Here is a 17,619-nt window from a genome sequence, read left to right on the forward strand (position 1 = left end):
GGTGACGGCTGATACCTTGATCAACTTGTGGGGTCCCGGCGTGCGTACCGCAGCGACTTGTCCGATGCTCGCTGGGCGTTGATCGAGCCAACGCTGACGGCGTGGCGTGCTGCCCGGCGTGGGCCGGGAACCGTGATGCGCGTGCATGACTTGCGGGAGATCGTGAACGCGATCCTGTACGTGTGCCGGACCGGGATCGCCTGGGAGTATCTGCCGCACGACTTCCCGCCCTGCAAGACGGTTTATGACTACTACGCCAAGTGGGAAGCCGATGGCACAACGGAAACGCTGCATGACCTGTTGCGTGACCAAGTCCGCGTCGCGAAAGGCCGCGCTGCTGCCCCGACGGCGGCGATCATCGACTCGCAGAGCGTGAAAACCTCCTGCAATGTCAGCGAATCCAGTCAGGGTATCGACGCGGGCAAGAAGATCAAGGGCCGCAAACGGCACATCGCCACCGATGTGCTCGGCCTGCTGCTGGCGGTAATCGTGACCGCGGCGTCGGTGCAGGATTCCGCTGGCGGGCAACAGGTTCTCGATCATCTCGCCGCTGCGCATCCGACCGTGTCGGCGGCATGGGTGGACGGTGGCTACAACAACACAGTCATCCGTCATGGAGCCCAGCGGGGTATCCGGGTTGAGGTCGTCAAACGCCCTTCTGCCAAGGGATTCCACGTGTTGCCCCGGCGGTGGGTAGTGGAGCGCAGTCTGGGCTGGCTGATGCAACACCGCCGACTCGCGCGCGACTACGAAGCCCTGCCCCAGCGGTCGCGCACGATGGTCCACTGGGCGATGACTAACATAATGAGCCGCACCCTGACCGGGGAATCCACCCAAACCTGGCGAAACGATCCACCCAAAGCAGACATTCTTGCCTAACTAAGATCAGATGCCCTCTTAGACGGCCGTCCCGTCTGACCAACCGGGACGTCACACAGCATCACGACGTTGCGCTTCACCTTGTCGCGCGCCTGCGCTCGGGCAATTGCTCTCTTGAGCACAGACCGAATGTCACGGAGCGTTCGAGTGGCGAGTGTCTTGGCCTTGTCGGCAAGCCACTTGTCGACATCCTCAGCAGACAGGTCACGCAGCTTGCGGGCGCCCAGCGCTGGAATGACATGGGTGTCAGCAAGGATGGTCAACGTCTTGACCGTTTGCTGGTCGCGTCCGTTCAACCCGTAGGTCAGCCAATCTCTGACGGCTTTCTCCACCGTGTAGTCGTGGGGCGCAATCGCCAAGCCGTCGTCGTAGTCGCGGAGTATCTCCTTGAGCTTGTTCTTGGCCTCCGTCTTGGTCTTGCCGCTTCCCGACTTCACAATCCGCTTTCCGGCGGGAGTCCATCCAACAGTGGCAACCGCAATCCACCGCTGTCGCTGCTCGTGCCAGTGCAGACTGCCGTCACCACGGCTACGACGCTTGGTCATATTCAACCCCCGATTCACGCATGAGTAGCTGGACGTAGTCCTGAATGGCGAGCGCCGGAATGAGTCGCGTTCGGCCCTGTGTGACCGAGCGCAGGCGACCCGCGCGAATCTGCTCGTAGATGACCGAGCGGCTCATGGAGAGCAATCCCATCGCCTCGGGGATCCGGTACAGGTGTCGGAGCGGTACAGCGGTCGGAACAGCGTTGTGTGCCTCGGTGTTCACGCGTCACCTCCGGACGGCTCAGCGGGCAGGTAACGCGCCCATGCATCGGACAAGCCGACCTGTTCGACTTGGGTGTTGGTGGGATAGGTGACGTAGCCCTTTGCGTTGGTGCCGTTGTGTTTGAACGTCAGTGGAGCGACTTGGTACGGGCTCAACTCTTGGGCGAGTCGACGGGCGTCGAGCGGTTTTCCGTTGAGGTCAGCCCATGGCGCGTCGTCGATCGCGCGCAGGCGTGTGACGATCTCGGCGGTGTGCATCCGTTCTGTGGACTCCCCGTTGAACAGCGTGCGGAGATCGGCAAGCATGCGGACGCCCAGTGATGGCGTGGTTTTCTGGTTGAACACGAAGTGGCTGCACGCGTTCCGCGCGGTTGTCGGCCAGTGGTCGCCCGCTTCGTCGGCAATGGCCAAGAGCGGTTCCCAGATCTCGGCTGGACGGTCGTCGACTCCCGGCGGCATGTTGGGCTCTGCCTCGACCAGCCTTTCGCCGATGCTGGTCGCCCGCGCATTCAGCGCCTCGCGGATCGGTGTGGCCTGACGGGTGACTTTAGATTCCCGGTAGGACTCGACACGTTCGTCGTGCCGACGTCGACGAAGGTGAATGGTGATGGACCGAGTGGTGATTGTGTCCGGCATCCGTCCGGCAAGTCCCGCCAATGCAGCGGGCGCGAAAACCGGGAGACGTTCCACTGTGAACCCGGTTGCCGGGTCGCCCTTGGTCTTGGGAATGGTGGCGGTGCGCTTGTAGCCGAGGTTCAGCATCTGCCGGACGTCTTCGTTGCCCGCTCCCCCAGCACCGAAAACGGTGTCCACTTCGTCCATCAAGATGGTGATCGGTCCGGCCGCGACCATCCGGACCAACGCAGCGGCTGAACCGCCTGCGGTCATTTCCGGTTGGTTGGTGAGGTGCTGCGCGATTTCCAGCACGCGCGTCTTGCCCGATCCTGGCTCCGGAGAGGACAGGATGAGCCGGGGCGTGATGTAGAAGGCGTCAGCAACCCACGTGTGCGCGTACCAAAGCGCGAGCATCGGTGCGCAGTGCTCCGAGGGGAATGCGGAGAATCGCGCCACGAAGTCACGAACCTGGTTCAGCACTTCGTGACCAGGAAGGGACGTCGGAGTCGGAACGACCCGCAGTGCGGCGGTCATGCTGCCTTCCTTTCGTGACGGGTGATCCCCTCAGGCGTGAAGGGCCTGGTGGTGAATCGCTGGCGTTGGGCGGCAAGCCCGGCGTATCCGGTGGTGATCTGGCCGTCGAGCAGATCGAGGGCTCCGTCGGTTTCCGCTTGTAGCAACCGCTTGGCGTAGATGACGACGTGCCGCCGGTAGGACGCTTCGATGAGCAAATCAATGTGGTAGCCGAGATCTCCGCCGTGCCATGGAAGGGTGTAGGCGTCAGCCATCCACTCCGCGACGCGCTTGAGCTTGTGTTCTCCCGGAATCGCTCCGGTCCGTAGCGCGTAGCCGACGATGGCGGCAGGGTCCACGCTGGACAGCCCGGCCGTGATCATGTCGGCCAGGAGTCCGGCGACGGTGGCTGCTCGCCAGTCGGTGAAGTCGCCCGGTTCGAGCCGGTTGAGGTGCCGTTCTGCGGTGTCGGGTGAGAGCTGCATGAGCACTCCGATCACCACGGCTTCCAAGTCGGTCGCGGGAATCACGAGGTGTCCCTTCGTTGCGTTCTGTAGTCGCATGTGTGCGTGCGAGGGGAAGGCGATCAGCGCGTGTGCTGATCGGCCGGTGGTCTGTGAGGCGGTGAAACGAGGTGGCGGGTGCGTGGCGCGGGAGGCATCTACCTCCCGCTACCTCGCAGGTCAGAGCCCATGTCCCCGCGGTCTACCCCGGTAGAGGGAGAGGGCTACCCGACGGTGGTCGGCAGAGGCCGCCGGGTAGCGGGTCGAGTAGACCCCTAGCCCTCTACTTCGTCACTGTCGGTAGACGTTTCGTCGACTGGTGGACGCGGCGTGGGCAGCGTCGCACCGGCGGGTACGGCCGCTTCCAAGTCAGCCCGGCGGTATCCGGCGAGGTTGCGGCCGTCGATCTTGACTTGCTTGCCAGTGCGGGACACCCCGGCGTTCTCCAGTTCGGTGGCGAGCCGTTCGGGCGTGTAGTCCGCGTACCGGTCTTCGTCCACGTTGGACAGCCGATCGAGGATCGTCGTCGTGTGCATCCGGTCGGTGCCGTGCATGACGTACAGCACGTCCGCCAACACCGCAGGGATGTTCACCCCGGCTGCCTCCGCTGCGGCCACCGGATCAGACGCGGCGTCACCGCTCAGCGTGCCTGCCTTGATGCGCAGCTCGCGGCCACGCTGGCAGATCTCGGCGAACGCTGGCACGTCGATGTAGTCGCACCGGACAATTTCGAACGAACCGGGACCGGTGACCAGGACACCGACACCCTTGTGATCTTCGGACAGGATCGAGGCGTCTGCGCCTTGAGCAGCCTTTCCCTTACCCAGCACCATGTCTGACGACGTCCGGTCCACAACCTGGGTGCAGTACCGGTAGGTGATGATCTCCCGCAGCTTGGTCGGGACGGAGTCAGCGTCCGGACGCTGCGACGCGGCGTTCAGGATGAACCCAGCCGCCGGAGCACGCCGGGCGAGACGGCACAGCTTCTCGACGGTCGTTTCGCGCGTCGCGTTGTCCATTGCGGACAAATACTCTTGCAGCTCGTCAATGGTGATGAACACGACCGGCATGTCATAGCGGCGCTGAATCTCCGGCGTCAGCTTGCCCTCAGGACACACCGAGTTCGGCAGCGTCGACAACACGGCGAACCGTCGGCCCATCTCCGAGATCAGTTCGTCCAACATGGACACGAACCGCTCGATTGCCTCTTCCTCCGCGCCGAGCACGAGCCGGTGAGCAACTCCTCGCATGGGCATCCAGTCCGCGCCGCCCTTGCCGTCGGCGACGTAGTGACGGGCGTACGGGTCGAGCACGGCCGCTGCGGAGGCGATTCGCTGGGCGAATGTCTTGCCGCGTCGGGGAAGGCCACCGAAGAACATCGATTGCCACATGATGTCCAGCGCGATCCGACGGCCACGGGCGTCCTGTCCGAACGGAATCGGATCCCACACAGAGAACTGTTCGACTCCGAGCAGCGGGGACGGATTGGGCGCACCCAAGTACGGGTCGTCGTCGGCCACCCACAGGGACACGCGACCAGCGTTGCCACCGGCGACCGCGCGAACCCGGGACATGATGACCTGAATCTCGTCGACGCCCAGCTCGGCCGCGACCACGGCGCGCTTGGCGAGCACGTCAGCGGCCGTCTTGCCGCCACCCCTGGGCAGGTCGAACACCGTTGCCCACCCGGCCCCATCCTTGTGGATCGGCGTGACCAGACTCGGCGTGGCGTCAGCTTTGACCAGCGCAGCGGCGCGAAGCGCATCGGTGAGCATGTCGGCTGACAGGTCCATCCGTACCGGCATCATCGGTCCGGTCGGAAGGATCGGAGTGTCAGTCGGGCGTCCAAGCCAGATGGCGCCCAAGGCTGTTGCGAGTCCTGCGCTCCACCCGAGTGCCGTCGGATCGATGTCAGCCGCCAGGACTCCGGCCGTCGCAGCGGCAGCGAGGGTCGCCGTGCTGATTCCGGTCATCTTCCATCGGTGCTGGGCGCTCTCCGCGCGCTCGATTTTCAGCAACCGGACTCGGTCCCAGTCCCGCGCCTCACGGGCGTCGCAAAGCATCTCCCGGTAGTCGCTGCGGGCAGTCACCCAGCCCGCGCCACGGCACAGACCACGCGCCACACCGCGCAAAGCCCACCAACCAATGCGCAGGGTGTAGAGCGGCGTACGCACGACGTGGAAGCCCACGTACCGGGCGCCGTACTCGGCCGCCCAACGCACCGTCGCCTTTGCCGACTCACGAGAGGACAGCCACACCGGAAGTACATCCGGCATCTCCCGCTCATCAACGATCTCGCCTTCCACCACCGGCGGCGCGGGCTCGACCTCCGTACCCGGCAGCGTCTCGGAAGAATCCGTTGCGGTGTAAGGGAAGTTGACAACCACGCCGTCGTCGTCAGAGCCGTGCGAGTCGCTGGACGCGCTCACCATCGGATCGGTGCTGGTCATTAGTTCCCCTCCTCATGCATCAGGTGCAGCAGCGCGGCGCCACAACCCAGGACAACCACAGGCAGGCAGGCCACAAACGTCGTGATCAGCCACGGGGCCGTGGTGATGCCAGCGGCGGACATCAGGTGGTACGCGACCTGTCCGGCCATGCCCAGCGCGAGCGAACCGAGCGCGGACCACATCGCGAATCGTCGGGTCCGGGCCGACCGGGTCCGGCCGGACAGCCACACACTCATGGCGAACGCGGCGTAAGCCTCAACACCGATCGGCAACGTGATCGCGGAGTTGACGACCAACTCATCCCAGATGCCCGGCAGGAGCTGAATCGGGCCGAACCCGGTCATCCGGCCCAGGCCCACCCAGCCGCCCCAAATGGCGACGAACGCAGGCAGGGCCAGCAGAACCACAGGCCACCGACGGACCCGGCGCGTTGGACTCGGTTCGGCCATGTCGGTCGTCGCCGATTCGGCCGCCGAAGGCCGCTCCGCGGGGACTGGCGTGCCCGGGTCTACGTCCTGTTTGACCTGCGCAAAGTCTTCGGTGGTCGGCTGGTCGTCGGGACGTTGGTCGGCGACAGGTTCGGGCGTTTCGTCGGCCATACCTGCCTCTGCGTTGGGCTCGATCTCAGGCACTGAGTGCAGAGCGCGGACCTGCTTGGTGGTGTCGACGCTGTCCCGCGTCTCGGACTCGTCTGCCGTGTCGGCAAGCCGTTCGCGGATCGCAGCCGCTTTGGGCCCGCCAATCTTGAACTCACGCATGATCTGGTTGCGGGACGGGAGCTTGCCCAGCTCCGCCATTCGCGTCCGTACGAGAGGCAAGAGGTCCTCGACCGATGCGGGGTAGGCGCTTCCGGTGCTCGCGGTCATCGGTGGCCTCCCTTCTTGGTGTGCACGACCGTGGTCACGGCGAACAGTCGGGCGACGGTGACGCCAGCGAGCAGTGCAGGGACGGCGAGCGCGACGACGCGTGCGGTGGTGTCAGTGGAGAAGGTCCACACGGCTGCCTGAACGGCGACGATCACGCCGGAGATGAACAGCGTTCGGACGAACGTGCCGCCCATGCGCGTCACTTCGCGCACCTGCAATGCGGCAGTGGCGGCCTTGTTCTTGCCAGTGCGGCGCAGGGCCAACAGGCCGACCAGCGCGAGCACGGCCAGACCGATCACGAACGGGTCGGTGAGGTTCATGCCGCACCACCGGTCGTGCTCATGACCACCGGGCGACGGGCGACCGCACGGGCGGTGTCTCCGGCGTCGGCGAGCCGCTCGGCCACGTCGGCGATCAATGCCGCGATCAGCACAACGCCACGGGCCAGCAGGGTCAACACGGTCACGAGCACGTAGGCGATCGCAGCCGGAACGGTCATCTGACGGAGCGTCCGGCGAGCACCGGAGCGCGGTTGGTACTTGCGCGTCTTGTGAGACATTCTGGGCATCTCCAGCTCATTCGTGGGTGTTGGAGGCGCCGGGCCGGTGGGCGTTCTTGGCGGAGTGGCCACCGGTCCGGGTGTTGAGTTCAGCGGCGCGAGGCATTACGCGGCTTCCGTTCCGATCGGAACAGAGTTGTGCACGCGGAGCACGCGGACCATGCCGCCCAACCTGCGCTGAACGATGCGGCGGTCCCGCTGCTCACGAGCCGTGCCGTCCAGCAGTGCGGTCGTGGCGGTCGGCGCGTCGGCCAACTCGTCCGCCACTTCCACGATCAGCGCGTCGATCATCGCTTCGGTGAGCCCGTCCGGGCTGAACTGCGCACGTGCGTTCGTGGTGTTGCTCATCTGACGAAGTCCCCTTTTGGCTGGTTCTCGGTGTCTCGGCGGTCTCTGTGATCGCCAACACGACTGAACCTAACAGTTGTCATAAAACCCGTCAACTGTCAGGTTAGAGAAAAGCCTGATAGGTCGCTGACGTGCGTTGATAGGCGAACATTGCCGTCATCTGTTAGGTTGCGACATGACAGATGACATGAGTTAGGGAGGCCGCCCGATGAGCACCCCGTCCACTCGCCCAGAGGCGAATCGCGGGCCCATGTGGAGCGTGATCGCCCGGACCATCCGCAACGAGATCGAGGCCGGACGCCTCCGTCACGGTCAACCGCTCCCGAGCACTCGGGCGCTGGCAGATCAGTTCGGCGTGAGCGTCGACCCCGCACTGCGCGCCATGCGAGAGCTTGAGAAGGAAGGCCTTGTCGTCACCAAGGATCGCGTGGGACGAATCGTGAACAACCCGGACGCAGAGCCTTCCCAGTCGTCAGCAACTCCCACGGTCCCGCAAGTTGTTCTCATTGGCGGCTATGCCGGGAGTGGAAAAACTGAGCTCGGCCGGATTCTTGCGCGTCGCTCGCACTGGCCGATGTTGGACAAGGACACCACAACGCGGCCTGTCGTTGAGGCCGCACTAGAACAGTTGGGCGTCGCGCCCAGTGACCGCGAGTCCGATGTGTACCTGAACGTCATCCGTCCCACCGAATACGAAGCGCTCATGTCGACGATGTCTGAAAACGTCGCGTGTGGGAACAGCGCGATCGTCACTGCGCCGTTCATTCGTGAACTTTCTGACCGCGCATGGTGTGAGCGGACTGCCGCAAGCATTTCGAGCCTGAACGCGGAGCTTCACGTGGTGTGGGTTCGCTGCGATGAGCCCACGATGAAGACCTACATCAAACAGCGCGGAGCCGCGCGCGACTCGAACAAACTGTCCAACTGGGACCAGTACATCGCGTCCGTCGATCTGAACTTCACACCTGCGATAGAACACACGGTCATCGACAACTCTGCCGACGCGAGCCCACTGCAGGACCAGGCCATTGAGCTGCTTCGGCAGCTTGCCGATCGGTAAACGAGACTAGGGGGATAGGCACGTTGTCCATCACGGTGCTGGTAAGCAATGAGACTGACGATCGGGTCGGTGTTGAACGACTCGAACAAATCGATGGCGTCGAGGTGCTCACCTACGACCCGAACACACTGGACCTCACGGCAGAGCAGCGTGCGGCACACATCCTGATGCCTCCGTTCCGGGGGAGTCACCGCGCCCTACCGCTGCTCAATCGTCTCCCCGAGCTACGAATGGTTCAGTTGCTGTCCGCCGGAGTCGACGAATGGTCCGGCGAGGTTCCCGGGCATGTACTTCTCGCCAGCGCCCGGGGCGCTCACGGCCGCCCAATATCGGAATGGGTCATCTCAGCGATTCTCGCCCTGTATCGCCAATGGCCCGCATTAGTTCGATACCAAGACGAGCGCGTCTGGGCGCACCGCCGCGTAGATGCCGACACCCTGGCAGGCAAGCGCGTCCTCATCATCGGCGCGGGAGCGATCGGTACTGCCGTCGCAAAGCGGGTCGAAGTCTTCGAGGCCTCCGCAACGCTGGTCGCTCGCAGCGCCCGTGACGGTGTCCACCCGGCAACCGCACTGCCAGATCTCGTTGGCGCCCATGACATCGTCGTGATCGCGGCTCCGATCAATGAGGACACTCGCGGGCTAGTGAACAAGGATTTCCTTGCTGCGATGCCAGATGGCGCCATGGTCGTCAACGTGGGACGCGGCGAGATCGTCGATACCGACGCGCTCACGGCCGAACTTCAGACCGGACGGCTCCGCGCAACTTTGGACGTCACGGACCCTGAACCCCTCCCCGCGGAGCACCCCCTGTGGACCTGCAAAAACGCCATCATCAGCCCACACATGTCGCGAACCGTGCCGGGCACGAACGCCCTTTGCTACGAGGTCGCCGCCACGCAAATCGCCACGTTCGTTGAAGGTGGCAAGCCTTCCAACATGGTGCAGCGCGATAGGTAGCCGCCCGAACGCAACAGGCCGACGTGCGAGGTCACTCCTCGCCGTCGGCCTTTCGCTTGTCCGACTCGGGTGCCTAGACGACGAACGTGCCCTTCACGCGCACAGTCCGAACCAAGCCGCGATCGCGTAGCTCCTGCGTCGCCCGGCGGATCGTGCCCAACGCCACGCCGTACTCCTCGGCGAGGTCACGCTCACCAGGTAGCCGGTCGCCCGACTTCAGCTCACCAGCAGCGATACGAGCCGCGATGTGGTTGGCGACCGCCAGATACACGTAGTCCGCCGACTCCGGATCGAACGCTGGCACATCGTTCACGAGATCAACGTAGAGCGGCCTTGACCTGCATAAATCACCCGGACGCACCCTAGTGCTATGTAGTGCGTCATACTGCGTCATACGATGGGCACATGCCAGGCAGGCCACGAAACACACCTGCACCCAGCCCACGGCCGGTGCAGCTCAAGTGCCGACGCCCCACCGACTGCCGATGCTGGATACCGCTCGTGATCGAGAAACGATGCCCACGACCCCACCAAGACTGCTGCTGTCGATACACATGGCGCGACGATCTCGGCTGGCAGAAGGGCGACGACAACGTCAGCTGTCGCGTCCACAGCCGGTGATCTGCTGGTTGTTCGGACAGCCGACCGCCGGTAGGACCGTGTCCCGAGAGGGGCGTAAAGGCCGTAACCGCCGTAACTTCGCTGGTCAAACGGTTGCGGATGGCCATGCACGCACGTAACCGCGTGAGTGCGCGTAACCAATTACGGATTCGAGCCGTATCCGCAACCGCCTGACCTGCATAGTTACGGCATTTACGGCGGTTACGGACGTGGACGACAGACGCAGGTCTCTCCTGTGACCCTGCCTTGCCGAGTGCAGAGCGGCTAGGCTCTGTCCTCATGGCGAGTCCGGCAGAGATCGAACGCAAGGTGCGGCAGCTCGACAACGACGTCCAGTCGATCTACGAGCTGTTGGCCACGATCGACGCCACGCAGAAGCGTCAGGGAAACCGGCTGAACGAGATCGCGGCCACCCAGGCGGACCACGGCGAGAAGCTGGACGCCATCTTGGAGCTGTTGCGCGGCAACCAGTCCAAGTAATTGGCTGTCTCAACGGAGAGTGCTGGGGAGCTAATGCGAACTTTCGATTTTACTACGTAAGCCTGCGGCAGTAGAGCGGACGCGCGCTGGAACGGTGGACAGGTAACCATCATGTCTCATTTGGGTGACTTTTAGAAAGACGCGTAGCGCGACAGCCACAGCATCGAATAATGAAGTGTGAATGCACCGTCGACCTCGGTAGGCCGAAACGTCAAGTCTTACCTACTGATGGCAGCTGGACTTACGACCTTCGCTGTAGGCGCCGTTTGGGTCTTCATCCCCCTAGACTGGTCGATCATTTTTCGATGGCTCAGAGAGTGGATCGTTGCAATCGCACTCTTTTCGACAGCAATCGGCCTAACCTGCGCGGGAATTTTCCAACTCCGGCGGCGAGCGTCATCGTCAAACGGGCCGGTTTCGCTTTTAAGCTGGTGGACCGTGCTGGCATCAGCTTTGATTATCGCGAGCGTAGGCTGGGGTGCCACTTCGTGGTTGTTGGAACAAGCCGAACTCGCTAAGGACCCTGCCGCGTCCCGGGTCGAAGCCATAAAGACCGGCCTTAGCATTGCGGCGGCCACAGGCGGAGTTTTCGCCCTGCTACTCGCAGTTCGTCGACAGTGGCATCAAGAGGTTTCGAGTGCGGATACCACAAATGACGCGATCGAACGACGCATTACTGAGCTCTACACAAAAGCTGTGGAACAGGTAGGATCCGGAAAAGCCGCCGTTCGTTTGGCAGGACTTCATGGCCTTGAGCGACTAGGTCAGGGCAACGAAAGCCAACGCGAAGCAGTTGTTAGCGTGCTCTGCGCTTATCTCCGCATGCCATACTCGGAACCTGGCCACCTTGAGCGCGATGCGTCGCGCGAGGACCGCGTTTGGCATGAGGATCAGGTCCACGAAAAACAGGTAAGATCGACGGCGCAACGTATTCTTGCACGACACCTACGCACCACATCAATCGATCCGAAATATGGTTGGGGATGGCAACCCGTAGATCTCGCTAACGCCCATTTAATGGAAGCAAATTTTGCCGGATGCTATCTTCGCTCAGCGAATCTCGCAGGAGCAGACTGTAGCGCAGCAAATTTTACAGGCGCCACTCTAACGGACGCGATTCTTAGAGGAGGGTCCTTTAGTGATACCAACTTCGAACAAGCGAATCTTGCTGGCGCTGATCTTACCGGAGCGAATTTCCGTACAGCAAACTTTAGAATGAGCGATCTAACAGAGGCAAAACTGAACATCGCAGAGTTCGGTGACGCCGATTTCTATTTCACAGGGCTTAAGAATTCAGATCTTTCGGGCGCAAACTTTGGGCGAAGTCATCCCAAGGATCCAGAGGACATGGGCACGAAATTCGTCCATGCCGCGTTCGCCGGTGCATGGTGGTCCGAGTACACGAGATGGCCTCCCGACATGGCGGAGCACATTGCGACACTCAAAGACCTGTCCGTCCGGGAAGCTGACGGAAGATATCGCTTCCGTGAAAACGTCGACGATGGCCCGGGCTGACACCAAGTTGCTCTTGCCGCCCAAACCACACCAGACAGGGGACATGTGGCCCCAGCATGGGACCAACCGGGCGGAGCGGTCACCAAAATCGTCATGGGCAGCCTGAACAGACATCCTTAAACTGGTTGGACGTCGGAGACGCGAGCAGGAGTGCCGCACATACACCGTCAGCTGCTTGCCTGCCGATGCCTGTCGTACTGCCTGACAATCACGACGGATCACCGCGCACGCTGCCGGACGTCCACGGACACAAGCATGCCTCTGACCAGCAGCGACGCAAGGTCAAACCAAGCAAGCGATTGCTTCGGGACGAAGAGGTCGTGGGTTCGAATCCCGCCACCCCGACGCATGTCAGAGCCCGTCCACTTGAGAGTGGACGGGCTCTTTTAGTGTGTCGCTGTGCACTCGCTCGGACCGAAACGTGCAATCAGGCGGCAGACCGTGTCCGGAGCGGTGCTGCTGGCCAGGATTCGGGTTCTGGCACGGTTTCCGTGATTTGGCCCGTCAGGTCAGTCGGCGAGTAGGACGCGTTTGCGGAGCAGGTCGGGTTTGGCGCGGCCGAACATCTGACGTTTGAGCATCTTCAGGCGGTTCACATGGCCTTCGACGATCCCGCTGTTCCACGGCAGGGTGAGCCCAGCGGTGACCGCGTCCAGATCACGGCGCAAACCGCGGACGAACGAGTGAAGTGCTGGCTGGTCGTCGGCGTCGACGGCGGTCATCCACGCCTCCAACTCGTGACCGCGTCGGTCACACATCATGGCGGCGAAGGAGCGAACGTGGTTGGCCAATGCGGCCAGGTGGGAACTGGCCGCGAGAACAGCGTCCAGCTTCTGCTGGGCAGTCCCGTCCATGGTCGGCGGATCGGTCATGATCCAGCCGACGACACGACGGACTGAGGGCGGCTTGCGCGGCGGCTGGGGAGCACACGAGGTCGTGCGGAACTGGCTTAAGTATTGGCGCACCAGGGTTTGGCCGCCGCGATAGCCGCGTACGGTGATCTCAGCGAACAGGGCGGTGGCGTTGGTGCAGCCCTCGTTCCAGCGCTGGTGCAGGTACGGAGCGAACGGCTCAAGGACGCTGGTCCGACGCCCAGTTCCATTGCGGGTCAACAACTCTTCGACGCCCTCGGCCCGCGCGAAGCGGCGGACGGTGCCGCGCGAGAGACCAAGCCGCCGGCAGATTTCCCTGATCGCAGTGCCGTCAGCTAAGAGCGCATGCACGGCCGCGTGCCGTTCGCGCTCGAACAGCCCACCGATCCGACCGGACTGCCGAGGCAACCGGTGCCGCGGGAGGCGGGTCCCCGGCTGGGTCAGGTTGCCCGTCACTGTCGGCCTGGCCTTCCGTGCTGCTGCTGGTGACGACGGTCACGGCGGCGGTCAAGCAGTCCTGGTGTCTGGCCACGGAGCGCTCGACGGCCTCGGCCAGGTTGTTCCAGATGTGCCACCGATCGGCGACCTGGATGGCGTCTGGTGCGCCGTCGCGAGCGCCATCGGCGTAGGCGCTGGCTCGGTCTCGGCAGACGATCTGCACGCCGGGATGGGCGCGCAGCCACTCGGCCAGTGTCTGGGCGGTGCGGTCGGTGAGCAGGTCGACCGGGCGGTGCGACTCGATGTCGACCAGGAGCGTGCCGTAGTGGTGACCTCGACGCAGGGCGAAGTCGTCCACGCCGAGCACTCTCGGTGTGGATCGGTCAGGGTCGGGAAGGCCACGAAGGATCCGAAGCAGCGTCATCCGGCTGACCGATGCCGCCAAGTGCCGAGTCAGCCGGGCGCCGGCACGGCCACCGAGCGCTAACGCGACCGCGGCCAGCGCCCGCTGCAAGATCGGAGTCCGGCGGGCGTGGCGGGATGCCAGCTCGGGTACCTGTTCGGCGAACGTCTTCTTGGTGCACTCGGCGTTGTCGCAGAACAACCGTCGTACTTGCAGCCGGATCAGCACTTCCTGACCTGCGGTGGCGGTGTCGGACAGATGGCGGTTGTAGCGGCTGTGCACTCTGCTCGAGGCAGTCCCGCAGCCAGGGCACGGCGCTGGCGTCTGGTTGGTGCGTGCCTCGATGCGCACCGCTGGCCCCGTCGTCCGCACCGCTTCGATCTGCACCTGGCTCAGGTGCGGCCAGAGAACCCGAACCACATCAAGATCAACGCACGTCATCCATGATCAACCACCAGGCGGCTGGCGCGAGGGCCGGGCCCATCACGGAAACCGTGCCAGAACCAGTTTTCACGTGCCGTCGACATGTGTCGCCACCTCCGTCGAATTCACATGGCAAGCCGCGTCGTGATCTCTCGGTCGTAAGGGTTGGTTAGCTATTCTGAAAGAAGCAAGCTATTGCGGAATCAGGTGTGCGCCCCTGCTGGTTTGCTGCTCTCCTGAGCATGTGCCTATAAGTTGGCCATAATCGAAGACCAGCCCGAAATAGCTTCCACTACTTGGGGAAGAGTCCCTGACACCTCGTGAACGAGCTTCCCGTGAACAATGCGCGCCGCTTCGGCCTGGTCGGGGCCGAAGACGCGTACGGCATCCAGAACGTCAAGGTTTTTCTACGGCCGTACATCAGTGCGTCGGGTAGCTCCGGATCACCGATCCTTGCGCCGACGAAGCCCAGCAACACGAGCTTTCGCACCGCAAACATGGCCTCTTGCTCTTGCCCGGTCGTCATCAGTCGTCGTTCCTGTACCGGGCGGCCATCTTGGCAGCTGCCCTCGCGCGCCTCCGCTCGCGAAGCTCACTCGCGATCGGCCACGCCACGGTGCACACCACCACTAGTCCTAGGACCCCGAGCAGCAACAGGTCGGCGCTCATGGCAGTGTGCTCCCTTTCGCTGTGTCACAAGGAATTGCGTGGACTGTATGTCCATTGTGGTTGGTCAACGGATGGGTGCGGAGCCGCTGACTGTCGGGGAAGCGGCCATCGGCTCCGCTTGTATCCACCCTGGGGAAGTTCGGGCACGATAGATAGAGGTTGGCCGTCTACAAACGTCTACAGGTGGTGAGCGGTGAGTGACCTAGGGTCAGCGCTCAGGGTGGCCCGTGAGGCCGCCGGAGTGAGCCTGTCCGCACTAGCCGCGCGAACGCACTACAGCAAGCCGCTACTCGGCCACCTTGAGACGGGCAAGCGGAGGGTCAAGCCCGAACACGTGCTGGCGTACTCCCGCGCGCTATCTGTGCCGCTAGGAGGCCGCTGAATAATCGGCGTGTCGCCCCAGGATGTGGGTTTGAGCTGGGAGAATCGTTTCATGCAGGGTGTGGAGCGTGGTGATCGGGAGCTGCTGGACGCGGAGGCGCTGGTCGGTCATCTGGTCCCGGCGGGGAGCATGTTCGCGTTCCTGGCCGGGCATCGCCGGAATCTGTTCCCCGATGGAGAGTTCGAGGATCTGTTCCCCTCGGGCAAGGGACGGCCCTCGATCCCGGCGTCGGTGATGGCCTCCATCCTGGTGTTGCAGACCCTGCATGATCTCTCGGATCGGGAGACCGCTGAGGCGGCCCGGTGTGACCTGCGGTGGAAGGTCGCGACCGGGATGGCATTGGACGACAAGGGATTCGACCCCTCGACGCTGGTGTACTGGCGCAAACGACTGGCCACCTCGGGGCGGCCGCATCGGATCAACGACGCGGTGCGCACGGTCGTCGAGGAGACCGGGATCCTGCGTGGCCGCCGCAAGCGGGCGGTGGATTCCACGATCCTGGCCGACGCGGTCGCCACCCAGGACACCATCACCCAGCTGATCTCGGCGATCCGGCGGGTGGATCGGCAGGTGCCCGGCGCGGCGGAGCAGATCGCGAAGGTGTGTACCGGCCATGACTACAGTCGGCCGGACAAGCCGAGGATCGACTGGGACGACCCGGCCGCCAGGGACGCGCTGGTCTCCGCGCTGGTCAACGATGCGAACGCGCTGGTGGCGGCGCTGGCCGATACCGAACTGGAAGGCGACGCGGAGTTCGCGTTGGCGTTGCTGGCGTTGGTCGCCGGTCAGGATGCCGAGCCCGCCGAGGGCAGTGACGGCACTGATGGGCGGTGGCGGATCGCCCGCAAGGTCGCCCCGGACCGGGTGGTGTCCACAGTGGATCCGGATGCGCGGCATACCCGCAAGTCCCCGGAGAACCGGCGGGACGGGTATCGGGCGCACGTGGCGGCCGAGCCCGAGACCGGGATCGTCACCGACGAGAAGGTGACCACGGCCGCCGGCACGGAGAACTCCGACCCCGCTGTGGCCGAGGAGTTCCTCGACGCCGAGGACGGCAAGCGCGCGTGGTACGGCGATTCCGCCTATGGCACAGGGGATCTACGCGGTGGGATCGACGATGCCGGGCATGAGGCGGTGATCAAGCCCAAGCCGCTGCGGGCTCCGGTCGAGGGCGACTTCACCGTGGACGACTTCACCGTGGACGACTTCACCGTGGACGACTTCACCGTGGACGAGCAAGCGGGCACGGTCACCTGCCCCAACGACATCACCCGCCCGATCAGCCGGACCCGGGTCGCCACCTTTGGCGCTCTCTGTCGTGCCTGCTCACTGCGTGCACAGTGCACCACGTCCAAGACCGGCCGTAAAATCGTTCTGCACCCACGAGATGACCTGCTGCGCCAAGCCCGACGCGACTGGGCGGACAAGCCCGAACTGCGCGAGAGCTACAGGACGTTCCGCCCCAACGTGGAACGGGTCATCTCCCAGATCGCCAGCCGCGGTGGCCGACGTCTCAAACTCCGATATCTAGGCACCGGCAAGAACAACGCCTGGCTCAAACGCCGCACCGCAGCCTTGAACCTCCGCAACCTCATCGGTCGCGGCCTGACCCATACGGCGGGCGCTTGGACCCTGGCTACCTGAGGGAAACCACGGCCCAACCCCCAGTCTTGGGAGTTGTGAACCTCGTCGAGCAACCGCCCTGGGCTCCCTGAACGCCCAGCATCGCCCATGAATCAGCAAGGCCCAGGTCCTCGCCTGCCATCACTCGGTGACAACCAACCCGCAAACCACCCTAATTCAGCGGCCTCCTAGGTAGACGTGTTGAGCCTCGGCGTAGCGCCCCGCATCGCTCGCCACCCAACCAACGAGTTGCGCAAGTTCACCCACAACCGTCAGCAGCCGCCTGCCGATCACCTCTGTGAAACTCGCCGAGTCCACCAAATCCTGAATCTCGCCAAGTTCCTTGCGCACCAAAGGAAAAAGGTCACCACCACCAACAAAGTCGTCAAGGTGGCGGAGTTCAACAACACGCCCCTCCAGTGCGTCTGCCAAGCCAGCACCAACCCGCCGCCCTGCGCGCGTTTCCACAACCGTTGGCGAGTCTGTGACAAGCCACTCGTGAGCAACCCTCAGCGGATCACCAGATGGGCCGTAAAGGACATCTAGGAGGCCGCTGAATTAGGGTGGTTTGCGGGTTGGTTGTCACCGAGTGATGGCAGGCGAGGACCTGGGCCTTGCTGATTCATGGGCGATGCTGGGCGTTCAGGGAGCCCAGGGCGGTTGCTCGACGAGGT

General features: G+C 63.7%; 20 protein-coding genes and 2 pseudogenes. 8 read left to right on the forward strand and 14 right to left on the reverse strand.

All coding sequences use genetic code 11. From position 1 onward, the window contains the following. Positions 1-27 precede the first annotated feature (27 nt). Positions 28-879, forward strand: coding sequence for an IS5 family transposase (locus tag LWC34_RS41900; protein ID WP_233722595.1), 852 nt, complete (start codon positions 28-30; stop codon positions 877-879). On the opposite strand, the gene LWC34_RS41905 is transcribed toward LWC34_RS41900, so the two are convergent. The 9 genes from LWC34_RS41905 to LWC34_RS41945 all read right to left on the reverse strand — a co-directional run bounded on the left by LWC34_RS41905 (position 876) and on the right by LWC34_RS41945 (position 7,500). Continuing rightward, positions 876-1,424 carry a site-specific integrase gene (locus tag LWC34_RS41905; RefSeq protein ID WP_233730756.1) on the reverse strand — a complete coding sequence of 183 codons (549 nt, stop codon included), beginning with the start codon at positions 1,422-1,424 and terminating at the stop codon, positions 876-878. The two genes, LWC34_RS41900 and LWC34_RS41905, sit on opposite strands and share 4 nt — an antisense overlap. Further along, the gene (locus LWC34_RS41910) at positions 1,408-1,647 is read right to left on the reverse strand and encodes a helix-turn-helix domain-containing protein (protein WP_233730757.1); all 240 of its coding nucleotides are present in this window, start codon (positions 1,645-1,647) and stop codon (positions 1,408-1,410) included. The genes LWC34_RS41905 and LWC34_RS41910 overlap by 17 nt, the downstream gene beginning before the upstream one ends. Then, a complete protein-coding gene (locus LWC34_RS41915; protein WP_233730758.1) occupies positions 1,644-2,795 on the reverse strand; it encodes a DUF3631 domain-containing protein in 1,152 nt (383 codons plus the stop codon). Before LWC34_RS41915 ends, LWC34_RS41910 begins: the two co-directional genes overlap by 4 nt. Then, the gene (locus LWC34_RS41920) at positions 2,792-3,304 is read right to left on the reverse strand and encodes a hypothetical protein (protein WP_233730759.1); all 513 of its coding nucleotides are present in this window, start codon (positions 3,302-3,304) and stop codon (positions 2,792-2,794) included. Before LWC34_RS41920 ends, LWC34_RS41915 begins: the two co-directional genes overlap by 4 nt. Positions 3,305-3,552: 248 nt before the next feature. Beyond that, a complete protein-coding gene (locus LWC34_RS41925; protein WP_233730760.1) occupies positions 3,553-5,727 on the reverse strand; it encodes an FtsK/SpoIIIE domain-containing protein in 2,175 nt (724 codons plus the stop codon). Then, on the reverse strand, positions 5,727-6,593 hold the full coding sequence (locus LWC34_RS41930) for an ABC transporter permease (RefSeq protein WP_233730761.1): 867 nt from the start codon (positions 6,591-6,593) through the stop codon (positions 5,727-5,729). Before LWC34_RS41930 ends, LWC34_RS41925 begins: the two co-directional genes overlap by 1 nt. After that, positions 6,590-6,913 carry a hypothetical protein gene (locus LWC34_RS41935; RefSeq protein ID WP_233730762.1) on the reverse strand — a complete coding sequence of 108 codons (324 nt, stop codon included), beginning with the start codon at positions 6,911-6,913 and terminating at the stop codon, positions 6,590-6,592. Before LWC34_RS41935 ends, LWC34_RS41930 begins: the two co-directional genes overlap by 4 nt. Beyond that, the gene (locus LWC34_RS41940; RefSeq protein WP_233730763.1) at positions 6,910-7,092 is read right to left on the reverse strand and encodes a hypothetical protein; all 183 of its coding nucleotides are present in this window, start codon (positions 7,090-7,092) and stop codon (positions 6,910-6,912) included. Before LWC34_RS41940 ends, LWC34_RS41935 begins: the two co-directional genes overlap by 4 nt. A 165-nt stretch (positions 7,093-7,257) precedes the next feature. Beyond that, positions 7,258-7,500 (reverse strand): hypothetical protein, encoded by a 243-nt coding sequence (locus LWC34_RS41945; RefSeq protein WP_233730764.1) that lies wholly within the window; start codon positions 7,498-7,500, stop codon positions 7,258-7,260. A 250-nt stretch (positions 7,501-7,750) separates the two neighbouring features. Between LWC34_RS41945 and LWC34_RS58315 the strand changes: the two are divergent. The 3 genes and pseudogenes from LWC34_RS58315 to LWC34_RS41960 form a co-directional block, all read left to right on the forward strand. Beyond that, positions 7,751-7,924 (forward strand): annotated as a pseudogene (locus tag LWC34_RS58315) (winged helix-turn-helix domain-containing protein); the annotation flags it as partial. A 15-nt stretch (positions 7,925-7,939) separates the two neighbouring features. Then, on the forward strand, positions 7,940-8,560 hold the full coding sequence (locus tag LWC34_RS41955; RefSeq protein WP_233731026.1) for a P-loop nucleotide/nucleoside kinase family protein: 621 nt from the start codon (positions 7,940-7,942) through the stop codon (positions 8,558-8,560). 23 nt (positions 8,561-8,583) lie between these two features. Further along, complete coding sequence (locus LWC34_RS41960) at positions 8,584-9,519, forward strand: NAD(P)-dependent oxidoreductase (protein ID WP_233730765.1); 936 nt, start codon at positions 8,584-8,586, stop codon at positions 9,517-9,519. A 73-nt stretch (positions 9,520-9,592) separates the two neighbouring features. Here LWC34_RS41960 and LWC34_RS41965 read toward each other — a convergent pair whose 3' ends face one another. Continuing rightward, a complete protein-coding gene (locus LWC34_RS41965; protein ID WP_233730766.1) occupies positions 9,593-9,832 on the reverse strand; it encodes a winged helix-turn-helix domain-containing protein in 240 nt (79 codons plus the stop codon). Between the two features lie 587 nt (positions 9,833-10,419). On the opposite strand from LWC34_RS41965, the gene LWC34_RS41970 reads away from it, so the two are divergent. Together LWC34_RS41970 and LWC34_RS41975 are read left to right on the forward strand one after the other, a co-directional pair. Beyond that, a complete protein-coding gene (locus LWC34_RS41970; RefSeq protein ID WP_233730767.1) occupies positions 10,420-10,620 on the forward strand; it encodes a hypothetical protein in 201 nt (66 codons plus the stop codon). Positions 10,621-11,058: 438 nt separating this feature from the next. Further along, a complete protein-coding gene (locus LWC34_RS41975) occupies positions 11,059-12,135 on the forward strand; it encodes a pentapeptide repeat-containing protein (RefSeq protein WP_233730768.1) in 1,077 nt (358 codons plus the stop codon). A gap of 509 nt (positions 12,136-12,644) precedes the next feature. Here LWC34_RS41975 and LWC34_RS59115 read toward each other — a convergent pair. From LWC34_RS59115 to LWC34_RS41985, 3 genes and pseudogenes are all read right to left on the reverse strand, one after another. Further along, positions 12,645-13,007 carry a transposase gene (locus tag LWC34_RS59115; protein ID WP_372496530.1) on the reverse strand — a complete coding sequence of 121 codons (363 nt, stop codon included), beginning with the start codon at positions 13,005-13,007 and terminating at the stop codon, positions 12,645-12,647. A 267-nt stretch (positions 13,008-13,274) separates the two neighbouring features. Next, positions 13,275-13,358: pseudogene (locus tag LWC34_RS59120) on the reverse strand (helix-turn-helix domain-containing protein); the annotation flags it as partial. Further along, complete coding sequence (locus LWC34_RS41985) at positions 13,339-14,289, reverse strand: ISL3 family transposase (RefSeq protein WP_233727881.1); 951 nt, start codon at positions 14,287-14,289, stop codon at positions 13,339-13,341. The gene LWC34_RS41985 and the pseudogene LWC34_RS59120, both read right to left, overlap by 20 nt. Before the next feature lie 844 nt (positions 14,290-15,133). On the opposite strand from LWC34_RS41985, the gene LWC34_RS41990 reads away from it, so the two are divergent. Beyond that, positions 15,134-15,322 (forward strand): helix-turn-helix domain-containing protein, encoded by a 189-nt coding sequence (locus tag LWC34_RS41990; protein WP_233730769.1) that lies wholly within the window; start codon positions 15,134-15,136, stop codon positions 15,320-15,322. Positions 15,323-15,373: 51 nt separating this feature from the next. Next, on the forward strand, positions 15,374-16,966 hold the full coding sequence (locus LWC34_RS41995) for an IS1182 family transposase (RefSeq protein ID WP_233727680.1): 1,593 nt from the start codon (positions 15,374-15,376) through the stop codon (positions 16,964-16,966). Positions 16,967-17,122: 156 nt separating this feature from the next. Here LWC34_RS41995 and LWC34_RS42000 read toward each other — a convergent pair whose 3' ends face one another. Further along, positions 17,123-17,458: an NsdA family TPR-like regulatory protein gene (locus LWC34_RS42000; protein WP_504925780.1), complete on the reverse strand. Its 336-nt coding sequence runs from the start codon at positions 17,456-17,458 to the stop codon at positions 17,123-17,125. Positions 17,459-17,619: the final 161 nt, after the last annotated feature.

Origin of the sequence: Kibdelosporangium philippinense, from assembly GCF_021390435.2 — a bacterium.
GTDB classification, from domain to species: Bacteria; Actinomycetota; Actinomycetes; order Mycobacteriales; family Pseudonocardiaceae; genus Kibdelosporangium; species Kibdelosporangium philippinense.

Coding starts and splice junctions, on each gene's coding strand:
- LWC34_RS41930 (WP_233730761.1), bottom strand. CDS start 6,593: ATGACCGCGAGCACCGGAAGCGCCTACCCCGCATCGGTCGAGGACCTC.
- LWC34_RS59115 (WP_372496530.1), bottom strand. CDS start 13,007: ATGACCGATCCGCCGACCATGGACGGGACTGCCCAGCAGAAGCTGGAC.
- LWC34_RS41905 (WP_233730756.1), bottom strand. CDS start 1,424: ATGACCAAGCGTCGTAGCCGTGGTGACGGCAGTCTGCACTGGCACGAG.
- LWC34_RS41940 (WP_233730763.1), bottom strand. CDS start 7,092: ATGACCGTTCCGGCTGCGATCGCCTACGTGCTCGTGACCGTGTTGACC.
- LWC34_RS41995 (WP_233727680.1), top strand. CDS start 15,374: ATGCAGGGTGTGGAGCGTGGTGATCGGGAGCTGCTGGACGCGGAGGCG.
- LWC34_RS41915 (WP_233730758.1), bottom strand. CDS start 2,795: ATGACCGCCGCACTGCGGGTCGTTCCGACTCCGACGTCCCTTCCTGGT.
- LWC34_RS41945 (WP_233730764.1), bottom strand. CDS start 7,500: ATGAGCAACACCACGAACGCACGTGCGCAGTTCAGCCCGGACGGGCTC.
- LWC34_RS41925 (WP_233730760.1), bottom strand. CDS start 5,727: ATGACCAGCACCGATCCGATGGTGAGCGCGTCCAGCGACTCGCACGGC.
- LWC34_RS41970 (WP_233730767.1), top strand. CDS start 10,420: ATGGCGAGTCCGGCAGAGATCGAACGCAAGGTGCGGCAGCTCGACAAC.
- LWC34_RS41985 (WP_233727881.1), bottom strand. CDS start 14,289: ATGACGTGCGTTGATCTTGATGTGGTTCGGGTTCTCTGGCCGCACCTG.
- LWC34_RS41935 (WP_233730762.1), bottom strand. CDS start 6,913: ATGAACCTCACCGACCCGTTCGTGATCGGTCTGGCCGTGCTCGCGCTG.